This is a genomic window from Hellea balneolensis DSM 19091, from assembly GCF_000428525.1.
GTDB classification, from domain to species: domain Bacteria; phylum Pseudomonadota; class Alphaproteobacteria; order Caulobacterales; family Maricaulaceae; genus Hellea; species Hellea balneolensis.
This window is the reverse complement of sequence record NZ_AUAC01000002.1, coordinates 343874-363022: the sequence shown is the minus strand read 5'-3', so window position 1 is coordinate 363022 and position 19149 is coordinate 343874. Positions and strand designations below refer to the sequence as shown.

The 19149-nt window shown below is 47.3% G+C and carries 17 protein-coding genes; 12 read left to right on the top strand and 5 right to left on the bottom strand.

Annotated features, from left to right (window positions below):
• Positions 1-9 precede the first annotated feature (9 nt).
• The 6 genes from F569_RS19805 (at position 10) to F569_RS0101885 (ending at position 4477) form a co-directional block, all read left to right on the top strand.
• Positions 10-1104, top strand: a complete 1095-nt coding sequence (locus tag F569_RS19805) for a biotin/lipoyl-containing protein (protein WP_407637002.1) — start codon at positions 10-12, stop codon at positions 1102-1104.
• A gap of 192 nt (positions 1105-1296) precedes the next feature.
• Entirely contained in the window at positions 1297-1902 is a 606-nt protein-coding gene (locus tag F569_RS0101905; protein WP_026940803.1) for a hypothetical protein, read from the top strand.
• A gap of 62 nt (positions 1903-1964) precedes the next feature.
• On the top strand, positions 1965-2963 hold the full coding sequence (locus tag F569_RS0101900) for a YheT family hydrolase (protein WP_051279113.1): 999 nt from the start codon (positions 1965-1967) through the stop codon (positions 2961-2963).
• 12 nt (positions 2964-2975) lie between these two features.
• The gene (locus F569_RS0101895) at positions 2976-3395 is read left to right on the top strand and encodes a DUF1499 domain-containing protein (RefSeq protein ID WP_026940801.1); all 420 of its coding nucleotides are present in this window, start codon (positions 2976-2978) and stop codon (positions 3393-3395) included.
• A 68-nt stretch (positions 3396-3463) separates the two neighbouring features.
• Positions 3464-4033, top strand: coding sequence for a GTP cyclohydrolase I (folE, locus tag F569_RS0101890; protein ID WP_034387069.1), 570 nt, complete (start codon positions 3464-3466; stop codon positions 4031-4033).
• A gap of 42 nt (positions 4034-4075) precedes the next feature.
• On the top strand, positions 4076-4477 hold the full coding sequence (locus F569_RS0101885; RefSeq protein ID WP_026940799.1) for a GFA family protein: 402 nt from the start codon (positions 4076-4078) through the stop codon (positions 4475-4477).
• A gap of 42 nt (positions 4478-4519) precedes the next feature.
• Here F569_RS0101885 and scpA read toward each other — a convergent pair whose 3' ends face one another.
• Positions 4520-6658 carry a methylmalonyl-CoA mutase gene (gene scpA / locus F569_RS0101880; protein ID WP_154813607.1) on the bottom strand — a complete coding sequence of 713 codons (2139 nt, stop codon included), beginning with the start codon at positions 6656-6658 and terminating at the stop codon, positions 4520-4522.
• Positions 6655-7902, bottom strand: a complete 1248-nt coding sequence (locus F569_RS0101875; RefSeq protein WP_026940797.1) for a methylmalonyl-CoA mutase family protein — start codon at positions 7900-7902, stop codon at positions 6655-6657. The genes scpA and F569_RS0101875 overlap by 4 nt, the downstream gene beginning before the upstream one ends.
• Before the next feature lie 173 nt (positions 7903-8075).
• Here F569_RS0101875 and F569_RS0101870 point away from each other — a divergent pair, with 173 nt between their 5' ends.
• A complete protein-coding gene (locus F569_RS0101870) occupies positions 8076-8858 on the top strand; it encodes a ferredoxin--NADP reductase (RefSeq protein WP_026940796.1) in 783 nt (260 codons plus the stop codon).
• 2 nt (positions 8859-8860) lie between these two features.
• Here the strand turns inward: F569_RS0101870 and F569_RS0101865 are convergent, their stop codons facing one another.
• Positions 8861-11251: an LPS-assembly protein LptD gene (locus F569_RS0101865; protein WP_162143719.1), complete on the bottom strand. Its 2391-nt coding sequence runs from the start codon at positions 11249-11251 to the stop codon at positions 8861-8863.
• A 291-nt stretch (positions 11252-11542) separates the two neighbouring features.
• On the opposite strand from F569_RS0101865, the gene F569_RS16015 reads away from it, so the two are divergent.
• Complete coding sequence (locus F569_RS16015; protein WP_051279112.1) at positions 11543-13372, top strand: type I secretion system permease/ATPase; 1830 nt, start codon at positions 11543-11545, stop codon at positions 13370-13372.
• Complete coding sequence (locus F569_RS0101855; RefSeq protein WP_026940794.1) at positions 13369-14712, top strand: HlyD family type I secretion periplasmic adaptor subunit; 1344 nt, start codon at positions 13369-13371, stop codon at positions 14710-14712. Before F569_RS16015 ends, F569_RS0101855 begins: the two co-directional genes overlap by 4 nt.
• Here F569_RS0101855 and F569_RS0101850 read toward each other — a convergent pair whose 3' ends face one another.
• A complete protein-coding gene (locus F569_RS0101850) occupies positions 14713-15177 on the bottom strand; it encodes an Lrp/AsnC family transcriptional regulator (protein ID WP_026940793.1) in 465 nt (154 codons plus the stop codon). It lies immediately after the preceding gene.
• 129 nt (positions 15178-15306) lie between these two features.
• Here F569_RS0101850 and ald point away from each other — a divergent pair, with 129 nt between their 5' ends.
• Entirely contained in the window at positions 15307-16419 is a 1113-nt protein-coding gene (gene ald / locus F569_RS0101845) for an alanine dehydrogenase (RefSeq protein WP_026940792.1), read from the top strand.
• Between the two features lie 26 nt (positions 16420-16445).
• The gene (locus F569_RS0101840) at positions 16446-17165 is read left to right on the top strand and encodes a heme-dependent oxidative N-demethylase family protein (protein WP_051279109.1); all 720 of its coding nucleotides are present in this window, start codon (positions 16446-16448) and stop codon (positions 17163-17165) included.
• Here F569_RS0101840 and F569_RS16010 read toward each other — a convergent pair.
• Entirely contained in the window at positions 17152-18156 is a 1005-nt protein-coding gene (locus tag F569_RS16010) for an aldose epimerase family protein (protein WP_051279107.1), read from the bottom strand. The genes F569_RS0101840 and F569_RS16010 overlap by 14 nt on opposite strands.
• Before the next feature lie 93 nt (positions 18157-18249).
• On the opposite strand from F569_RS16010, the gene F569_RS0101830 reads away from it, so the two are divergent.
• Positions 18250-19086, top strand: a complete 837-nt coding sequence (locus F569_RS0101830) for a class II aldolase/adducin family protein (protein WP_084168711.1) — start codon at positions 18250-18252, stop codon at positions 19084-19086.
• The last annotated feature ends 63 nt before the right edge of the window (positions 19087-19149 follow it).

Genomic DNA, 19149 nt, shown 5'->3' with positions numbered 1-19149 from the left:
GTGGAGCAGATGATTAAATCCGCCAATGGCGATAAGCTCGCCATTAAACAGAAAGACGTGAAACTTAATGGCTGGGCAATTGAATCGCGTATCTATGCCGAAGATCCGTTCCGTAATTTCCTCCCGTCTATTGGCCGCCTGAAACGCTACCGCCCGCCTGCGGAAGGCACGCTGTCCAATGGCGCGATTATTCGCAATGATACGGGCGTCTATGAAGGCGGCGAAATTTCCATGTATTACGATCCGATGATCGCCAAGCTCTGTACATGGGGCGAGGATCGCGGCGTGGCGATCAATGTTATGAAAGAGGCGCTAGATAGTTTTGAACTCGACGGTATTGGACACAACATTCCTTTCCTCCAAGCCGTTTATGATCATGACCGTTTTGAACGCGGCGACATCACAACCGCCTTTATCGCTGATGAATATCCTGATGGGTTTATGGGAGCCGATCCTAATAGCGGCCATATGCGCAAAATCGCGGCGGTCTGCGCGCTCATGCATGACATAACAGAGCACCGCGCGGCGGAGATATCCGGGGCTTTACCAAACCATGCGCGCCATATTCCAGATGAGTGGGCGGTGCAGATTGGAGAGCTAAACTTCACCGCCGATATTAATGGTGAGCGCGGATTACGCACTATCGTTATGGATAATCCCGAAGAGGATAAAGCCGCGATAGAGATGGAAGTTATGACGGCGTGGAAGCCGGGCCAAGAGCTTGTGCGGGCCTATGTGGATAATGAGGCGTTTACCTTCAAAAATCATAAATGCGCCGAGGGCTACCGCGTATGGCATCGTGGCTGTGAGTTTAAAGTCGCTGTGCGTACGCCGCGCGGGGCAGAGCTTGCTAAGCTGATGCCGATTAAGGTCGCCCCTGATACGTCCAATCTGCTGTTATGTCCAATGCCGGGCGTTATCGTGTCTGTCTTGGTCGAAGAAGGTCAAGAAGTGCAAGACGGACAGGCCCTTGCCGTGGTTGAGGCCATGAAAATGGAAAATACATTACGGGCCGAAAAGAAGGGCGTAATTTCTAAAATTAATGCGGCGGCAGGAGACAATCTGGCCGTAGATGAAGTGATTATGGAGTTTGCAACGGAGTAGCTTAACGCCTTGGAAAGCTAATTATTAACAAAACCTTGCTTTTTTAATGTTAGGATGTTACTAGAGTTTCATGCAAATTACGCCAACCATTTTTAGAGAGATTTTTGCTTTCTTTTAAGGTTCTGGTTCCTCCGCAGTAAATGCTGCGGGCCTTCTTTGTATTTTTCACCTCTCATTTCCCAAAAGGATCTCATGCTTTATCATTATAACAGACCCGTTAATCAACAACGCCGCACACTTGCCGAACGCTTCTTTCAATGGCGTACATTTAAATCCGACACGCAAGATCTGCGCGAGAAAATAGAATCTGATTTTAAATCTGTTAAATCCGAAACCCGTACAGAAAAGTATTTTCTCATACCCGGACGTCGCAATGTCATGCCGCGTATGATTGATGACGAGCTTTTCGAAGTTCGCTCCAAGTTGAATGACAATGAACCTGTTGAGCTCTGGGAGCGGTCCATAAGTACATCGTTCCCCATGAAACGGACAACATCTGCCACGATTGGGTCTGCTATTCCGCGTTTTAGAGGCTCTTTGAACAGTGTCGCGACACCGGATAGCTTGTGCGAGTCTTTGCAACGCAAAAGCAAATATTTTGAAGCTAAAAAATCGCGAGAAGTTTTCAAAAAAGGTAAAGTGACTGCCGAAATTTCCGAGATAGAAATAGATGGTGAAATCCAATACAGCATAGCTATCCAAAGCACTGAGAAAAAGCCAATTATGGACCTTATCGAAGCTTATGGCCTTAAATCAGCAGATAATACAAATATTGCTGATCATCTTTTGACCGCATAGTTTTAACAGTACATCACCTAAAATAGGCTTGAGTTTCTAATCCTCAGGCCTATTTTTATGCCATGTCGTCAACCATTACACATCAGGACCAAGAGCTGGGTTACACCCCCTTTGAGCCGCCATTTTGGTTGAGACCTTCCCTTGTGCAAACCGCTTTGGCCTCATTTAAATATCGTAAACGCGGTAAGAATCCGATGCTAGATGTTGCGATACCCAAATTATTGAACTGCGAGGATGGCGTAAAATTACGTGGAAGCTATTCACGACATCCGCAGAATAAAGCCCTGGTCATATTTCTTCATGGTTGGGAAGGATCTCAGGACAGCACTTATGTTGTGGCGGGTGGTCGCAGGGTGTTTAATCAGGGCGCGTCTGTCTTTCGGCTGAATTACCGTGATCATGGCGATACGCATGAGCTTAATGAAGGTATATTCCTATCCACCAATTTTAATGAAGTCTTTGATGCAGTTAAACAAGCCGCCGAACTTGCGGATGGTGCGCCCGTTTACATTGTCGGGTTTTCACTTGGCGGAAATTTCAGCTTGCGTATAGCGCGAAGCCTTCGCGATCTAACCATTAAAAACCTCAAGCATATTTTTGCAATTAGCCCCGTTGTTGACCCATGGGCGGCAGCCCCTCTGGTGGACGTAAATCCCATTTATAGGCGTTACTTTTTAAAAAAATGGACAGCATCCCTACGCAAGAAGCAAGCCGTCTTTCCGCATCTCTATGACTTTGACGATATGATCAAAACGAACCGTGTTCTGGCGATCACAGAACAGATTATGCCGCTCTATTCCGATTATCCGACAATGGAAGCTTATTTTAATGCTTACCGGGTTGATCCGCATGATTTAAAGACGTGCCCTGTTCCTATAAGCATCATTACGGCTGCGGATGACGGTATTATTCCGCCGGATGATATTTTGAAACTAGAGCTGAATCATAATGCCCGCCGTATCATTCATAAATATGGCGGTCATAATGGTTTTTTCCAAAGCTTGACGGGGCCGACATGGTATGATGATTACGTGTCAGACATAATATTTGCCGAGTCATAAAAAGATATCATTATGAAATTCATTCTTGGAGCTATTGGGGTTATAATTGTGGTGTTTTTTTTACTCGGTTTGAAATCCCAAAAAGGTAAGGCCAAAGGGCTAGTTGATGGGCATTTAGCAGCGCCTGGATCTGCCCCAAATTGTGTGTCTTCCGAAGTCGACGTGCAGCCCGAGAAAAAAGTGGCGCCTCTTAATGGAACGCTCGACGCCATCAAGGCGGCTATCATTGAGACGGGCGGAACTATAACTTCCGAAACGCCAAATTATGTTTCGGCCACTTATATGTCGAGTATTTTTAAATTCGTCGATGATGTGGAAATCCGGCATGATAAAGAGAATATTTGGCATATTCGTTCGGCGTCACGTGTCGGGTATTCTGACCGCGGGGTCAACCGTAAGCGCGTTGAAGCTATTCGCGCCGAGATAAAATAAAACGTTAGCCTCTCCTAAGTCGTAAATAAAATAAGAGCTAACGCACACCTCAGCACAAAGAGATATAGATGCCATCACGATATAACGAACCTCCACGCAAAATAGATCATGAAAAGGTCAAATCACTAGTCACCGAACTTTTAGCTGCGCTGGGCGAGGACCCAGAGAGAGAGGGCCTGAAAGAAACGCCGCGCCGTATAGCGAATTTCTGGCGGGAATTCATCGAATATGATGCGGGTAAACTAGATACAACATTTAGCGCGGTTAAACACAATCAAATGGTGGCGGTTACGGGGATGCGCGTCTGGTCTATGTGTGAGCATCACATGTTGCCCTTTTGGTGTGACGTATCCATCGCTTACATTGCAGATGATAAAGTTTTAGGGCTGTCAAAATTTGCCCGTATTGCGCATAAGCACGCGCACAAGCTTACCCTTCAGGAACAACTTGTCTCTGATATTGCTAACCACGTTAAAGTCATCCTCGGAACGGATGATGTTGCGGTCATGGCAAAAGGTGAGCACCTTTGTATGACCATGCGCGGAATTAAGACCCCGCATAAAATGATTAGTTCCGCCCTGTCAGGAAAATTCCATAAGGCCGAACAACGCGCAGAGTTTTTACGCTTGGTGGATTAGGCTAACAGGGCTAGTCTTTCTCTATAAAAACAGGAGGAAGGTATGCCAAAATTAACAGGAAACTGCCTATGCGGAGCTGTTCGCTTTGAAGCGGATGGCGACATTGCTATGCAGGGTAATTGTCATTGCACAGATTGCCAACAGGTTTCGGGTTCACCCTTCGCGACGCTCGTATTTATGGAGAGTGATAATGTGGAAGTTACTGGTGAGCTAAAATCATTTAGCCATACCGTTGATAGCGGTAACCAGCTCACAAAAGAATTTTGTACTCATTGCGGCTCTCAAATGTTTGCCAAAGGACGACCCGGAATGATCGGGTTACGCGCCGGGAGTATAAATGAAAAAGAACACATCCAGCCACAGTTCAATGTTTATGCGGGGTCTAAGCTGCCCTGCACTTTGATGGATGATGACATTCCGGCTTTCGATAAGATGCCTGGATGATATATATCATGATGCCAAGTCAATCGATTGCAGATATATATATTAGGAACCCTGGCTTAGCCGCATATTGACGACATCGAGCACTTCAAGCACTGCTTCGGGGATATTTGTCCCTGGTGGGAAGACAGCTTTTGCGCCCATATCTTTTAGCGTTTCGACGTCCTCTGGAGGAACCACACCGCCAACAATAATCATGATGTCGTCATGGCCCTGAGCTTTTAACTCATCACGTAAGCTTGGAACGAGATTGAGGTGACCTGCGGCGAGTGAGCTTGCCGCTATGACATCCACATCATTTTCTATGCCCATTTTTGCGGACTCTTCAGGGGTCTGGAAGAGAGGGCCTATCACTACATCAAAGCCAATATCTTTAAATGCTGTGGCCACGACTTTCTGGCCGCGATCATGGCCGTCTTGGCCCATTTTCGCGATCATGACCTTCGGCTTGCGGCCCTCCAGTTCAGAAAAGGCTTTGATACGTTTGACCGCTTCGGCATAACTAGGGTTACGCTCGTCAAAGGCAGATGAATAAACGCCCGTCACGCCTGCCGGTTTGGCTTCATAACGGCCCCAGACTTTTTCAAGTGCATAGGAAATTTCGCCTACTGTGGCTTTCTTTCGCGCGGCATCCACGGCGAGGGCGAGAAGGTTGCCATGTCCTGTGTCAGCTGATTTTGTAAGAGCGTCGAGCGCTGCCATGGTTTCATCCGTATCGCGGTCGGCTTTGAGTTTATGAATCCGCGCAATTTGCCCCGCGCGAACTTTGTCATTATCGACCTTTAGGATAGGGATGTCGTCTTTCTCGTCGCTAAGATATTTATTCACGCCGACCACGGTTTGTGCGCCGCTATCTATGCGGGCTTGGGTGCGGGCGGCGGATTCCTCGATGCGCAGTTTAGGAATACCTGCTTCAATGGCCGCCGCCATTCCGCCTAGGGCTTCGACTTCCTCGATATGGGCGAGCGCCCGCGCGGCGAGATCATGGGTGAGACGTTCAACATAAAAACTACCCCCCCAAGGGTCGATTTGATCGCAATGTTTGCCTTCGGTTTGGAGGAAGATCTGCGTGTTACGGGCGATTCGGGCTGAGAAATCAGTAGGTAAGGCGAGGGCCTCGTCGAGGGAATTTGTATGGAGGCTTTGCGTGCCCCCATCCACCGCTGCCATGGCTTCGATATGGGTGCGACCTACATTGTTGAACACATCCTGTGCCGTAAGTGACCAACCGGATGTTTGGCAATGAGTGCGTAGCATTGTCGATTTAGGGTTCTGCGGATTAAACGGCGTCAGGAGCTTGGCCCAAAGCAAGCGAGCGGCCCGCATTTTGGCAACTTCCATGAAATAATTCATACCAATCGCCCAGAAGAAAGAGAGGCGCGGGGCGAAGCTATCAATATCCATTCCGGCTGCGATACCTGTGCGAACATATTCAAGGCCATCGGCGAGGGTATAGCCTAGCTCAATATCTGCGGACGCTCCGGCTTCTTGCATATGATAGCCTGAGATGGAGATAGAGTTGAATTTGGGCATGTGTTGAGATGTATGCTCAAAAATATCCGATATTATTCGCATGCTGGGTTTAGGGGGATAGATATAGGTGTTTCGTACCATGAACTCTTTAAGAATGTCGTTTTGGATTGTACCTGCGAGCTGTTCTTGTTTAACGCCTTGTTCCTCGGCCGCCGCGATATAGAGGGCGAGTACGGGGAGAACTGCGCCATTCATTGTCATGGACACGGACATCTTATCCAGAGGAATTTTATCGAACAAAACCCGCATATCGTAGATAGAGTCTATCGCAACGCCCGCCATGCCGACATCACCGGGCACGCGTGGATGATCAGAGTCGTAACCCCGATGGGTCGCGAGGTCGAAAGCCACCGATAGTCCCTTTTGTCCTGCTGCCAGGTTGCGGCGGTAAAAAGCGTTGGAATCCTCAGCCGTTGAGAATCCAGCATATTGACGGATGGTCCAAGGGCGCTGCGCATACATGGTCGGGTAGGGGCCGCGAATATATGGGGTCAGGCCAGGATATGTATTGAGATTTTCTAAACTCGCTATGTCAGAGGCATCATAGGCCGTCTTTATGTCGATGCCTTCGGGAGAGAGCCAAGATTCGCCCTTTCGGTTATACCCAGTCGGAATACCAAGGTCTATTTTCGTGAAATCGGGGTGGCTCATGATGGGACCCGTCGCACTTTCGCCTCGCGATAGGCTGTACTGTCTTTTTCGAGAGTGTGTAAATTCACGCCGAGAATAGGGTTGGCTTTATCTTTACGCGCTTTGGCTGCAGCTTCGATTCTTGTTTTAAATGCATCAATATTTTCTATGCCGCCCTCGCTTTCAATCTGCTGAAATTCTGCCCATGCCTTTTGCGCCAGACTTTCTGTCATGCGCTCATGGAAATAGCTGCCATATGCAGCATCTTTTACCTGGCCCAGATGGCTTTCTTCCATCATCATGAGCTGCATATTACGGGCAATGCGGTGTCCAAAGGGTGTGGCGAGTCCTATAGCATCAGTGAAAGGGCGGGCCATGATGAAATCTGCGCCGCCAATCACAGCGCCAAATCCAGCGCTCATCACGCGGAGCATATTTGTCCAAGGGTCTTTGCTTTGCATCATCCGTTTCGAGGTCACCACGCTAATGGAAAGGGCGCTCTCTTTAACGCCGAAGCTTTCAGCAATGCGAGCGTAAATGCGTCGAGCTGCCCGGAGTTTTGCGATAGTTAAGTGTCCGTCTTGGCTGGCCGAAAGTTCAACGCCTATATGTTTGGCGCCGCTTTGCCCCAAGGTCCGATAAGCGTGCGTCGCAGAAGCTGCTAAATAGGCGAGCTCCTGGGCTTCCGTTCCCCCTCTGTCGTGAACTCCTGCCGCATTGATCGTAATCAGCCTCCATGTCTCAGGCAGTTCTTCGGCAAGTTCTGTAAGGCCTTCTGTTTTTGGGCCAAGGCCAAGACAAATATCCGCGGTCTTAAAGTCCTTAAAAAGCTCTGCATTACGAATGTCGTTATTTGGCGCAATCATTATGGGGATCAGTTCTGAGTAAACCTTATCCATCAAGCGCTTCATTTCATTAGCATTTTTGATCTGTACACCTTTATCGCCAAGTGTAATTCGCAAGGCGCTGGCACCGCCCGTTAGGTCTTCAAGAGCTTGCTTATTCGCATGGGCTATTTCAGGGTCTTGCACGGGCGCGGTTATGTGCCAAGCTCGTCCTTCTAATAGGGGAGCTCCAGCACGAGGAAGGGCCGCTATGTCTTGGGGCCTTTCATTCAGTGTTGATAGCGGTCCGCGTGCGAGTCCGTCATCTGTAATGCGCATTAGGCTGTCTAAATCAGCCCCGCGCAATCCTTTTTCAACAAGGGCTTGCCAACTTTCTTGGGAGGATGACGGGAAGTTATCTGTGAGCTCAAAATTTGACATGCTCTTGTTCTAAGACATTTGAGCGCGAGTTCAACTTATCTCATATCAATCATCCGCTACATGATTGTAAAATCAGAGCGTTCTATATAAAGAACAGTTGTTTTTTATAAAGGATATTGTAATTTGACTCATTAAGCCTTATCTCGCGCACGCAACACAATTTAGAAGAATTTATGTCCAACGCCCCTACAGAAGAAAAAGTCCTTTCCGTCGAACATTTTACGGATCGCCTTTTTCGCTTTGAAATCAGCCGTCCTGCGAGTTTTCGCTTCCGCTCGGGCGAGTTTATTATGATAGGACTTCCAAAAACTGAAGAGCAGCGCAAGCCAATTATGCGCGCTTACTCTGTGGCAAGTCCATCATGGGATGATAAGCTTGAATTCTATTCCATTAAAGTTCCTGATGGGCCGCTCACATCACGGCTTCAGAAAATCCAAGGAGGCGATACTATTCTCTTAGGCAAGAAGCCTGTAGGCACGTTGGTTTTGGATGCGCTTTTGCCGGGTAAACGTCTTTACATGTTTTCGACAGGGACGGGCATTGCGCCTTTTGCTTCGCTTATCCGTGATCCTGAAACCTATGAGCGTTATGATCAAGTAATCTTAACGCATACCTGTCGCCAGAAAGCGGAGCTTTCTTATGGGCTGCGCTTGGTGAATGATTTGAAAGATGACCCGCTTGTGGGAGAAATGGTCGGGGACAAGCTATTGCATGTCGCGTCACTTACGCGAGAGGATTATCCGCTAAAAGGGCGTATCACGACGCTTATCGAGTCGGGTGAGCTCTTTAATAATGCAGGGACGCCGCCATTAAACCCCGAAGAAGATCGCGTCATGATTTGCGGCTCCAAGGATATGATTGATGATACAGCCGCTATTGTTGAAAAATTTGGCCTTAAAGAAGGCTCAAACTCCAATCCAGCTGAGTTCGTAGTTGAAAAATCTTTCGTCGGATAAATCTATTCAGGCTCAAAATCGCCAAGCGTCAATAGAGACACTCTGATTCCAAAGCCGGAATTGTCGCGAATGACGTCACTATCGAAATTATTTCTGTTATAGATAAACTCAACAAGTGTGCAGTCATCCTGATACATAAGACCCAGTTCTTGACGGCGCGTGACTTTGCGGTCCAAGTCTCGATTGGCTTGATAACGAAGACTCCATTTGTCGCTCAATTTTAATCGAACATTACCTGAAACCTCTTCTGGCGGAGCTATGGCGTCAATATCGAGGAGGTTTGCATCTGGATCTGGATCATTAGTCTCTGAGTCAATACGGTAATAACGCCACCCTGTGCTGAGACGCTCGCTACGGAACGTAAAGCCTGTATCAATCCTACGAAACTTATTCGTGTCATCGTCATAACGCAGGCGCGTATTCCAAGAAAATTTGTTATTTATATCGAGTTCAAACAAACCAACTAAATCAGATTTATTCCCAGACAAACCAGTCCCTAGAGCATAATTTACATCACGATTGTCAATGTAACTTTGTCCTAGAAATAAGTGCGCGCGTGTTTTCCCTGCATCGGCAATAAATGAAGCGCCAACATCTGCACGTGTACCTTCTTGCCAGAAATCATATCCTGTAGCTTTGTTGCTTTGCCAGAATAAGGCTTGGTCAATATCAACATTCTGGACGATGCGGGCTGTGGCGGGGTTGCGTCCTGACAATGTAAGGCCGTCTTGTGAGGTTGAGATGACAGACGTACCGTCATCATTGAGAGACAGAAAACGCTCTTGCTTCCCGTCTCCAAAACTTCTTGTAACTTGTGCTCTGGGTTCAATGATCCAATCTACTCCGCCACCTGTCTTTATAAAGGGATAGCGAATATCGACGCCAACTTGGCCAACATTGCGATCAAAGCTAACGTCTTCATAGACATTATCATCGCGGTCTTCGGGTTTAATATCGAAGTAGTCAAAACGCGCATTGGCGAAAGGTTTTACTTCAATCCCTCCTGGAGCGATGAAAGTTTTGCTGTAATCCACGCCAGCTGTGGCGCGCATATAATCTGTTCCGATGTCCCGTGTTAGGGCTGTAAAGTCACCAAAGGCTTTGAGCCGGCCACCAATGGCAGGATCCGTCCAATATTTTTCAATCTCAATTTTTGGTGCGATGATTGGAAGCTCGCGATCATTAGGTTCAATAATGGTTATGAGCCCTGTATCTTCATTTTTTCGGAAGGTTGTGCGCAAATCTTGAAATCCAAAGGCAGATGTGGCGAAGCGGAAGCTGTCATCTTGTCCTATGATAAAAGCTTGTGAGATATTTCGGCGGCTTTCAGCCTCGTAAAGACCAAAACGCTCAGGGTTTTCTTCTTGATCATAACGGTTAAGGTAATTATCATCTGTGGAAAGCTGGGCTCCAAATCCGTATGTCCAGGTTTTATTCGGTGTAAACAGCCCTTTGGCGTAAATGTGAGATCTAAGTTTTCGGCCGCCAGGAAGTTGCGTGGGGTCTGCGAAGTCTTCTGCTTTAAATGTATCGCCATCGCGGTCAAAAAAGCTTGCATAGGTAAAGCTGCCATCGACATCCACAGTACCGGTATTGAATTGACGGGCGAATTGATACCCAATCAGGGGGTTCACTCTTTGGAACACGTGCGGCGTGATCGTGGCTTCGGTGTAGTCATCTATCGCCCAGTAATATGGAACGCGTATATTCAACCCTTTACTTGCAGAGAGGCCCCCAAATGGCGTTAAGAAACCACTCGCGCGACCTGCACTTGGGTCTGGGTGGGCGAGATAAGGAGTCCAAAATAAAGGTAAGCCCAAAAATTCAAAAACGGCATCATTATAGCGTACAGTCCGCGTGTCCTTATCCTGCCGTACTTTTCGTGCTTTGATGCGCCAAGACGGCTTTTTGACTTCACCATCGTCGCCGCGGCAAGGCTCGCAGGCTGTGTAATAGGCATTATAAAGTTCAATTTCGCCGTCTTCAGTCCGCGTTGCAAATGCGGCGGCCATAATGCCGCCATCGGCCTGTCTTGCAGTGAAGTTTGCCGCTTTACCGGCTTCAAGTTCATTAGAGAGTTCTAATTTTTCAGCATATTGTGTTGAGCCATTGGCGTCTATCAGAACCACGTTACCACTCGCGATTACCAAGCCCGTATTCAAATCGTAAACGACCTTTTCTGCACGCAAAGTTCTGTCTTGATATCGGCCCTCTACTTCTCCTGAAGCGGTAATAATGTTTTCGACCTCGTTATTCACGAGTTCATCTGCTTCTAAGTAAATTATATCGGGATCTCGAAAGGGGCTGTCCGCACTCAAAGTGAGTGGCCTGTTTGTGCCGTCGGCGGTTTGCGTAAATTGTGCTGTTGCAGGAGTTGCTAAAAGAATAGGCAATAAGCAGGCCGAAAGCGATAATACACTTTTGTATATTGATTTAGACAATTGTCCCACCTCTATCTCTACAAGCGCTATCCCTAAACGCTTTTTGTAATACCCTTGGCATAGCGAAACCTCTCTATGACGTCTAATGGTTTCATGATGAAAAACACAAAAACGGCATGAAAAATCAGTTATATAATGGACTAGCATAGCGCTAGTAATGTTGAGAGGTTTCGTTTACTTAGGCTTATGACTTTTAAGCTAAACTTCGAGTAGAGTCGCTAATTCGAAGATCAAGGCAATATTTTGGCAATTAAATCTGCAAATTCAGCTGATAATACGGGATTTAGATCAACCGTTGGTCAAGCCTTACTCACAGCTAAGAAGGCCTTTTGGGGCATTGGTATATTTAGCTTTTTTGTAAATTTGCTGATGCTTACGGGACCAATATACATGCTTCAAGTATACGACCGTGTTTTAGCGAGTCGTTCTGTCGAGACACTGTTAGTGATTTCCCTTATAATGGCTTGGCTATACATCTGTATGGGGTTTCTTGATTTCTGCCGTTCACGCGTATTGGTGCGCGTCGCAAATAAGTTTGAGAAAGCTTTAGGCAAGCGAACATTTCGGATTTGGTTGAAACAAGGCTTGATGGGACGCGGGGCTGCCCGACATCAGCCGTTAAATGACCTCAGCACGATGCGTCAATTTTTGTCCGGCAATGCCCCTGGAACATTTTTCGATCTGCCTTGGGTGCCCATCTACATCGCTGCGATTTTTGTTCTGCATTGGCAATTAGGTATTCTGGCTGTTGCAGGATCAATCGTTATTCTTATTTCGGCTATTTACAATGAATGGGGAACCCGAAAGCCTATGATGGAGAGCCTCAAATTACGCCGTGCTGAACAGGCTCTGGCACAACAAGCCCATAGAAATGCGGATACGATTGAATCAATGGGAATGGGCGACCACATGCGCCGCCGCTGGGAAGACTTAAATGCTAGAGGCAGCCAAGAGGGGCAAATATCCAGTGACCGTTCAGGCGGATCTACGGCCTTTTCCAAATCGTTTCGTATGTTCATACAATCCGCTATTCTGGGGCTCGGCGGATATTTGGCTGTAAAGCAAATCATTACGCCAGGAGCCATGATCGCGGGTTCAATCATTTTGGGTCGTGCTCTCGCCCCTATTCAGATGATTATAGGGCAGTGGCGGGGCTTTAATGCGGCTCGGGATGCATATACACGTCTTAACGCTTTTTATGAAATGGTGCCCGAAGATGGCCAGAACACGCAGCTGCCAGCGCCGACAGGACAATTGGCTGTTGAGAATGTTATTGCAGGACCTCCGGGTGCGCATACGGCAGTTCTTACAGGGTTAAATTTCGCCTTGAAGCCTGGGCAAGGTCTTGGTGTGATCGGGCCTAGCGCTGCGGGCAAATCAACACTTGCACGCCTTTTGGTTGGTATTTGGATGCCGCAAAAGGGTGCTGTCAGGCTAGACGGGGCCACATTTGATCAGTGGGATAGGGACGAATTAGGTAATTATATCGGATACTTACCGCAAGATGTTGAATTATTTGACGGAACTATTGGCGAGAATATTTCGCGCTTCAAGCCTGATGCCACGGATGAATCGGTCGTTGAAGCGGCGAGATGGGCGGGTGTACATGAGCTAATCCTGCGTTTGCCGGAAGGCTATGATTCAAAAATTGGCGAGGGCGGTGTTGTCCTGTCGGGAGGACAAACACAGCGTGTGGCTTTGGCGCGGGCTTTATATGGCGAACCAGCTCTGATCGTGCTTGATGAACCTAATGCCAGTCTTGATGCAGAGGGAGACGCTGCTCTGACAAAAGCGATTGCTGAAGCCCGCAAGCGGGGTAAAACGGTCATTGTTATGGCACATCGTCCAAGCGCGATTGCGGCTGTCGATATGCTGCTTATGTTGCGGGATGGAAAACAAGAAGCCTTTGGACCAAAGGATGAGGTCATTAAACATCTGCAACACCAAAAATCCAAGTCGCCAAAAAATCCTGGCCCTGAAGGAAGCTCTCCCAAAAGCAAATCTCCAATAAAACCAAGCGGTAGCGGAGGGTTTTCAATTTCCGCGCCTACAGTTACGGGGCGCAGGTCATGAACATGCAGTTAGACACTAATATGTTAGCGACTATGGCAGAACAAAAACCGGCCAAAGAGCCCTATGACAAGTTTTTGCGCATGGGCTTTATCGGAATCTTCCTTTTAGTTGGCATTGGCTTAGTTTGGGGTTCCTTAGCGCAAATTAAAGGTGCCGTTATTGCGCCCGGTGTTGTCGTTGTTGAGGGAAAGCCGAAAACATTGCAGCACCTTGATGGCGGGATCGTTGGTGAAATATTCGTCAAAGACGGAGACGCGGTCATGGAGGGTGATGTCGTCATGCGCCTCGATCCGACGATGCTTGACGCTAATGAAGACCTTGTGAATACACGCCTGAGAGAAACTATGGCACGCGTTGCTAGGCTCGAAGCAGAGCGTGATGGCTTGGATGTGATTGTTTGGCCAGAAGAACTCACACAAACAAAAGATGACCCGATAGTTGCCTCGGCGATGTTGGGGCAAGAAAAACTGTTCAATGCGCGCCGAATTGCTGCCTTAGGGCAGGTTGAGCAGCTTCAACAAAGAATTGCACAATTCAAGGATCAGATTAACGGTCTTACTTCCCTCATCAATTCAAAAGAAAATCAGGCTATGAAAATACGTGAAGAAGCTGATGCGAAACGAACCTTGGTGGAGAAGGGGTGGTTGGCAAAGCCTGTGATACTTACTTTAGAGCGTGAAGAGTTGCGTCTCAAAGGTGACGTGGCGAACCATCAGTCCGAAATCGCGCGGATTATGAATTCGATTTCTGAAACCGACGTTCAGATATTGCAGTTGCGTCGTGAACGCCAAGCGGAAGTCTTAGCAGAACTACGTCAAGCCGATACCGAGGCTAGCGATTTTAAGGAACAGCTTACAACGGCTTCAGATCAGTTGCGCCGTATTGATGTTATTGCGCCTGTTTCTGGTAAAGTTCATAATATGACTATTACAACACTTGGCGGTGTCGTCACGCCCGGACAAGAAATCATGCAAATTATACCAGCTGATGACCGCCTAATCATCGAAGCGCAGGTTGATCCCGCTGATATCGACCAAATTTATGCCGGACAGAAAACGACAGTCAGGCTTTCCGCCTTTAATATGCGCACGACACCTGAAATGAACGGACTTGTTATTCAATCTTCACCGGATCGGATTATCGATCAAGTGACAGGAATGCCCTATTACTCAGTTAAAATAGAAATACCGCCAAATGAGTTGGCGCGCCTTCCTGAGAACCTGACACTCCTTCCGGGAATGCCTGCCGAGAGTTTCATGCAAACGGATAGTCGTTCTGTTTTAAGCTATATTTTGAAACCCGCGACAGATGCCATGGACCACACCTTCAGAGAAGAGTAATCACACAGGACGCGCGGGATAACCTGTCCAACGCTTTACAGTTTTCATAACCAGTGAGCTTTGTATGCGGTTGACGTGGGGCAGGGCCGCAATGATGCGTTTGTAAATTTGCTCATAACTTTCTGTATCGGGGGCCGCGACTTTGATAAGGTAATCCGCCGAACCCGTAGTGAGGTAACATTCCAAGACTTCCGGACGGGCTAGGGCTGCTTTTTCGAAAGCTGCTAGAACGGCTTCGGATTGGCTTTCCAATGACACTTCGACGAAAAACGTCATGGCATAGCCAAGTTTGCGGCCATTAAGCCGTGCCGCATAATGTTCAATCACATCGTTTTTTTCCAAAATACCGATACGTCTATGTGTTGCCGATGGTGAGAGGCCAACCTGATCGCCAATCTCAGAGACGGATTGCCGGCAGTTCTTTTGTAATGAATCGAGTATTTTATAATCAATTGCGTCTAGCATGGAATATTATCTCTAAAATTATGTATTATATAATAAATCATACGAATAAAATCGTTTATTGCCAGTAAAATTGATATTTCCCGCGCATAAAGGTTTGATATGCGTGGCTTAAATGTGAGGGAGATAAAAATGCTTATTGGGGTTCCAAAGGAAATTAAAAATCACGAATATCGTGTAGGGCTAACGCCTGAGTCTGTGGCTGAGCTTGTTCAAGATGGACAAGGCGTCATCGTAGAGACAAAAGCGGGCGAAGGTATTGGTGCTTCTGATGCAGAATATGAAGCCGCAGGAGCTAAAATCGTAGCCACAGCCCCTGACGTTTTTGAGCGGGCTGATATGGTCATCAAAGTTAAAGAGCCGCAGCCCAATGAATGCGCTATGCTGCGCCCAGGTCAAATTCTATATACCTATCTCCATCTGGCGCCCGACCCACAGCAGACTAAGGCTTTGATAAAGTCCAAAGCGGTTTGTATCGCCTATGAAACAGTTACCGATGACAAAGGACATCTTCCGCTTCTAAAGCCTATGAGCCAAGTGGCGGGGCGATTAGCAATCCAAGTGGGAGCCAAAGCACTCCAGAAGGATAGCGGAGGGCGTGGTGTTTTACTCGGAGGTGTTCCCGGTGTAGCACCTGCAAAAGTAGTTGTTATTGGCGGCGGTGATGTTGGCTTCAATGCTGCGCAAATGGCAGTCGGTTTAGGTGCTGACGTGACTATATTGGAACGCAGTAATGACCGTATGGAGGCCCTTGCAAACTACTTTGGAGTCCAAGCAAAAGTTGTGCGTTCTACGCCTGTAGTATTGGCCAACTTACTTAAAGCAGCGGATATGGTTGTAGGTGCCGTGCTTATCCCCGGCGCGGCTGCGCCTAAACTCGTCACGCGCGATATGTTACCGACCATGCTCGATGGGTCAGTCTTAGTCGATGTTGCTATTGACCAAGGCGGGTGTTTTGAAACGTCTAAAGCGACGACCCATGATGATCCTACTTTTATAATTGATGGTGTTGTTCATTATTGTGTTGCAAACATGCCAGGTGCTGTGTCGCGTACATCAACATATGCCTTAAATGCGGCTACTTTGGTTCATGCTAAACGCATTGCTAAGTTGGGATGGAAAGGGGCGCTTAAGGACGACCCTAACCTCCTAAATGGCTTAAATGTGTGTGAAGGTAAGCTGACTTATGCCGCGGTCGGAGAGGCTTTGGGCATAGACTATATTGACGCCAAAACTTGCCTCTGATGGTTTAGCTCGCAATAAGGTGGGCTATGATTTTAAATTCGTATTTGCCGATCAAGGCATGGCTCGACTCGCGCACAGCAAGACTGCCGGGTGTTCAGCCTGTTGCAATCGATGGTTGGTTAGTCAGGTCTGACACATTTGAAGCGCAGATGACTTACCGGCACGAGTTGGTCACAAAACGGCGAGAAACAGTCTTTCAAGCGATGGATGTCGCTACGGAAGCTTGTCACGAACTCTGCAATTTACTTGGTGAAGAGAATGCCGATGATCACCCTCTTATAAATGCTGCGCTGATTGTTCAGGAAGACCTATGTATTTTGCAAAAACAAGGCGACAGGCATATTTTGACTGCGGCTGTGATGTGCTTCCCATCGAGTTGGGATTTGCATCAAAAAATCGGGCGTTCCATTTCAGCTATTCACGAGCCTGTTCCTGAATTCTCGCCTGTTACAAAAAGTGTTGAAAGGATGTTATCGGCTATTCGTGTTGACCAACCCTTAGGGCGCGCAAACTTTCTGATCTATACCGATCCGGAATTGCATCAACCGCGCGGCGAGGGCATTTCGAAACCTATTGATCCTCAAGCTCCACGTTTCATTCGAGTTGAACGTCAGACTTTTCGCAGAATGCCCGAAACTGGGGCTGTGGTTTTTGCTATTCATACTTATGTCGTTCCTGAGAGTTCATTAACTGCCGAAGAACATAGAGTTTTGGCTCGCCTCAAGCCGGAGCTTATTCGCTCTTAAATGTATAGCTTATGTTGTGATTATATCTATCTCCTGGCTGTAAAACATTCGTTGGGAAATGCTCGATATTTATTGCATTTGGAAAGCCTTGAGGCTCAAGAGCAACGCCATGATTGGCTCCATATGTATTTCCACCTTTACCTTTTAAACTTGGTATGGCTGCCCCTGTGTAAGCTTGTAAGCATGGATAGGTAGAGCAAATGATGACTTTGCGGCCAGTGATGTCTGAACTTAGCTTAGCCATTTTTCGCTTTTTGCTATTATGCTCAAAAGGCGGGCTAACGACATAGTTCTGGTCAAGTGTGTTGTTTTTCCTAATTGATTTGCCGGCATGATAGTCAAGATCAGGGCTGTTATCCGTGAATGATATTTCACCTGTCGGAAGGCCGTCATCATTTTTATGCGTATGGCGATTTGCGAGAATTTGAAGTGTATGATCAGAACATGGGGACGCCCCGCCATTTGTTAGATTAAAATAGGGGTGATAGGTAATATTGACTGGGCAAGCTTTGTTGGTTTGGGCTTGGATATTTAAAGATAGGGTTTTGTCTTGAAAGGTGAAATGCAATTCTGTCATCAATTCACCTGGAAAGCCTTGGTGACCATCAGGGCTTGTGTGCCTTAAAATCAGAGTTTCGCCTTCAATTGTACCCATCCAATTTGCACGATCAAAGCCTTCTGGGCCGCTATGCAGATTATTCTTACCTTCATTCTTGGGAATGTTATATCTTTGACCCGCAAGGTTAAAAGAGGCTTGGCTAATACGATTGGCGACACGGCCAATAGCTGCTCCAAAATAAGGGTGCTCGCCAAGATAATCTTGCAGTGTTCCAAAACCTAGCGTGACGTCTGTTCCGTCAGGAAATCTAAGCGACTGGAGCGTTGCGCCATAACTTAAAATCGTGGCGCGAAACCCTAAGGCTGTTTCGAAAATGTAAGCTTTTACCGTTTCGCCATTGGGAAGGTATCCAAAATTCTCAACTTTTATCATAACTCTTGAATACGCAATTTTACTCTGGATGTAATCACCTTGTCAGCTTACTTCTATGGGGGCATACATGTTAAAAAAGTTTGGAGAACAGCCATGAACGCACAATCTGATTTATCCGCAATGCAAGTCGATGCCGGCTTTAATATTCCTGACCCTATAACTGTGCCGAGTTTAAACGGAAAAGTTTCTGATACCGAGTGGGCTATGCGTAAACAGCTGGCGGCAACCTACCGGCTTTGTGCTATGCATGGTTGGACGGACCTTGTTTTTACGCATATCTCTGCGCGCCTTCCTGATGAAAATGGCGAGCACAGGTTTTTAATAAATCCATATGGGGTCATGTTTGACGAAATGACGGCCTCTGCTCTAGTTAAAATCGATATGGACGGGAAGATTTGCCAAGACACACCTTATTTTATTAATCCTGCAGGTTTTACAATTCACTCAGCTGTCCATATGGCCCGGGAAGATGCGGGCTGCGTCATCCACGTGCATACACCTTACGGAATGGCGGTGTCAGCTCAGAAAAAGGGCCTCCGTCGTTACACGCAGATGTCTATGCAAGTTTATGATGATTTGGCGTATCACGATTATGAGGGTATTGCTCTGGAGCATGATGAGCGCGAGCGGATCGTTGCAAACCTTGGGACTAAGAGCCTTCTTATGTTGCGCAATCACGGAACCCTAACCTTGGGCAAGACCTGCGGCACGGCCTTTTTGCGTATGTATTTCCTTGAAAATGCCTGCAAAGCTCAAATCTTCGCGCAGTCTGTTGGTGGAGAAGAACATCTGCACGAAGAGCCTGAAGCCATGGGGCACCGTGTCTATCAGCAAGGAGCGGCTGCTTTCGTTCCAGGTATGGGAGATAACCTCGTATGGCCAGGCTTGATGCGCAAACTCGCCAGAACAAATCCTGGATATGGTCATTGATTTAGCCGAAGTAAGCTAGACTTTGGGCCGAGGGATAATAATTAAGACTTAAAATCTAAAGCT

Excerpts from the sequence above, each read along its gene's own strand:
- F569_RS0101900 (WP_051279113.1), top strand. The coding sequence starts at position 1,965 with ATGTCGTCAACCATTACACATCAGGACCAAGAGCTGGGTTACACCCCC.
- F569_RS0101855 (WP_026940794.1), top strand. The coding sequence starts at position 13,369 with ATGAACATGCAGTTAGACACTAATATGTTAGCGACTATGGCAGAACAA.
- F569_RS0101895 (WP_026940801.1), top strand. The coding sequence starts at position 2,976 with ATGAAATTCATTCTTGGAGCTATTGGGGTTATAATTGTGGTGTTTTTT.
- F569_RS0101840 (WP_051279109.1), top strand. The coding sequence starts at position 16,446 with ATGATTTTAAATTCGTATTTGCCGATCAAGGCATGGCTCGACTCGCGC.
- scpA (WP_154813607.1), bottom strand. The coding sequence starts at position 6,658 with ATGAGCCACCCCGATTTCACGAAAATAGACCTTGGTATTCCGACTGGG.
- F569_RS19805 (WP_407637002.1), top strand. The coding sequence starts at position 10 with ATGATTAAATCCGCCAATGGCGATAAGCTCGCCATTAAACAGAAAGAC.
- ald (WP_026940792.1), top strand. The coding sequence starts at position 15,307 with ATGCTTATTGGGGTTCCAAAGGAAATTAAAAATCACGAATATCGTGTA.
- folE (WP_034387069.1), top strand. The coding sequence starts at position 3,464 with ATGCCATCACGATATAACGAACCTCCACGCAAAATAGATCATGAAAAG.
- F569_RS0101830 (WP_084168711.1), top strand. The coding sequence starts at position 18,250 with ATGAACGCACAATCTGATTTATCCGCAATGCAAGTCGATGCCGGCTTT.
- F569_RS16010 (WP_051279107.1), bottom strand. The coding sequence starts at position 18,156 with ATGATAAAAGTTGAGAATTTTGGATACCTTCCCAATGGCGAAACGGTA.
- F569_RS0101850 (WP_026940793.1), bottom strand. The coding sequence starts at position 15,177 with ATGCTAGACGCAATTGATTATAAAATACTCGATTCATTACAAAAGAAC.
- F569_RS0101870 (WP_026940796.1), top strand. The coding sequence starts at position 8,076 with ATGTCCAACGCCCCTACAGAAGAAAAAGTCCTTTCCGTCGAACATTTT.
- F569_RS0101905 (WP_026940803.1), top strand. The coding sequence starts at position 1,297 with ATGCTTTATCATTATAACAGACCCGTTAATCAACAACGCCGCACACTT.
- F569_RS0101885 (WP_026940799.1), top strand. The coding sequence starts at position 4,076 with ATGCCAAAATTAACAGGAAACTGCCTATGCGGAGCTGTTCGCTTTGAA.
- F569_RS0101875 (WP_026940797.1), bottom strand. The coding sequence starts at position 7,902 with ATGTCAAATTTTGAGCTCACAGATAACTTCCCGTCATCCTCCCAAGAA.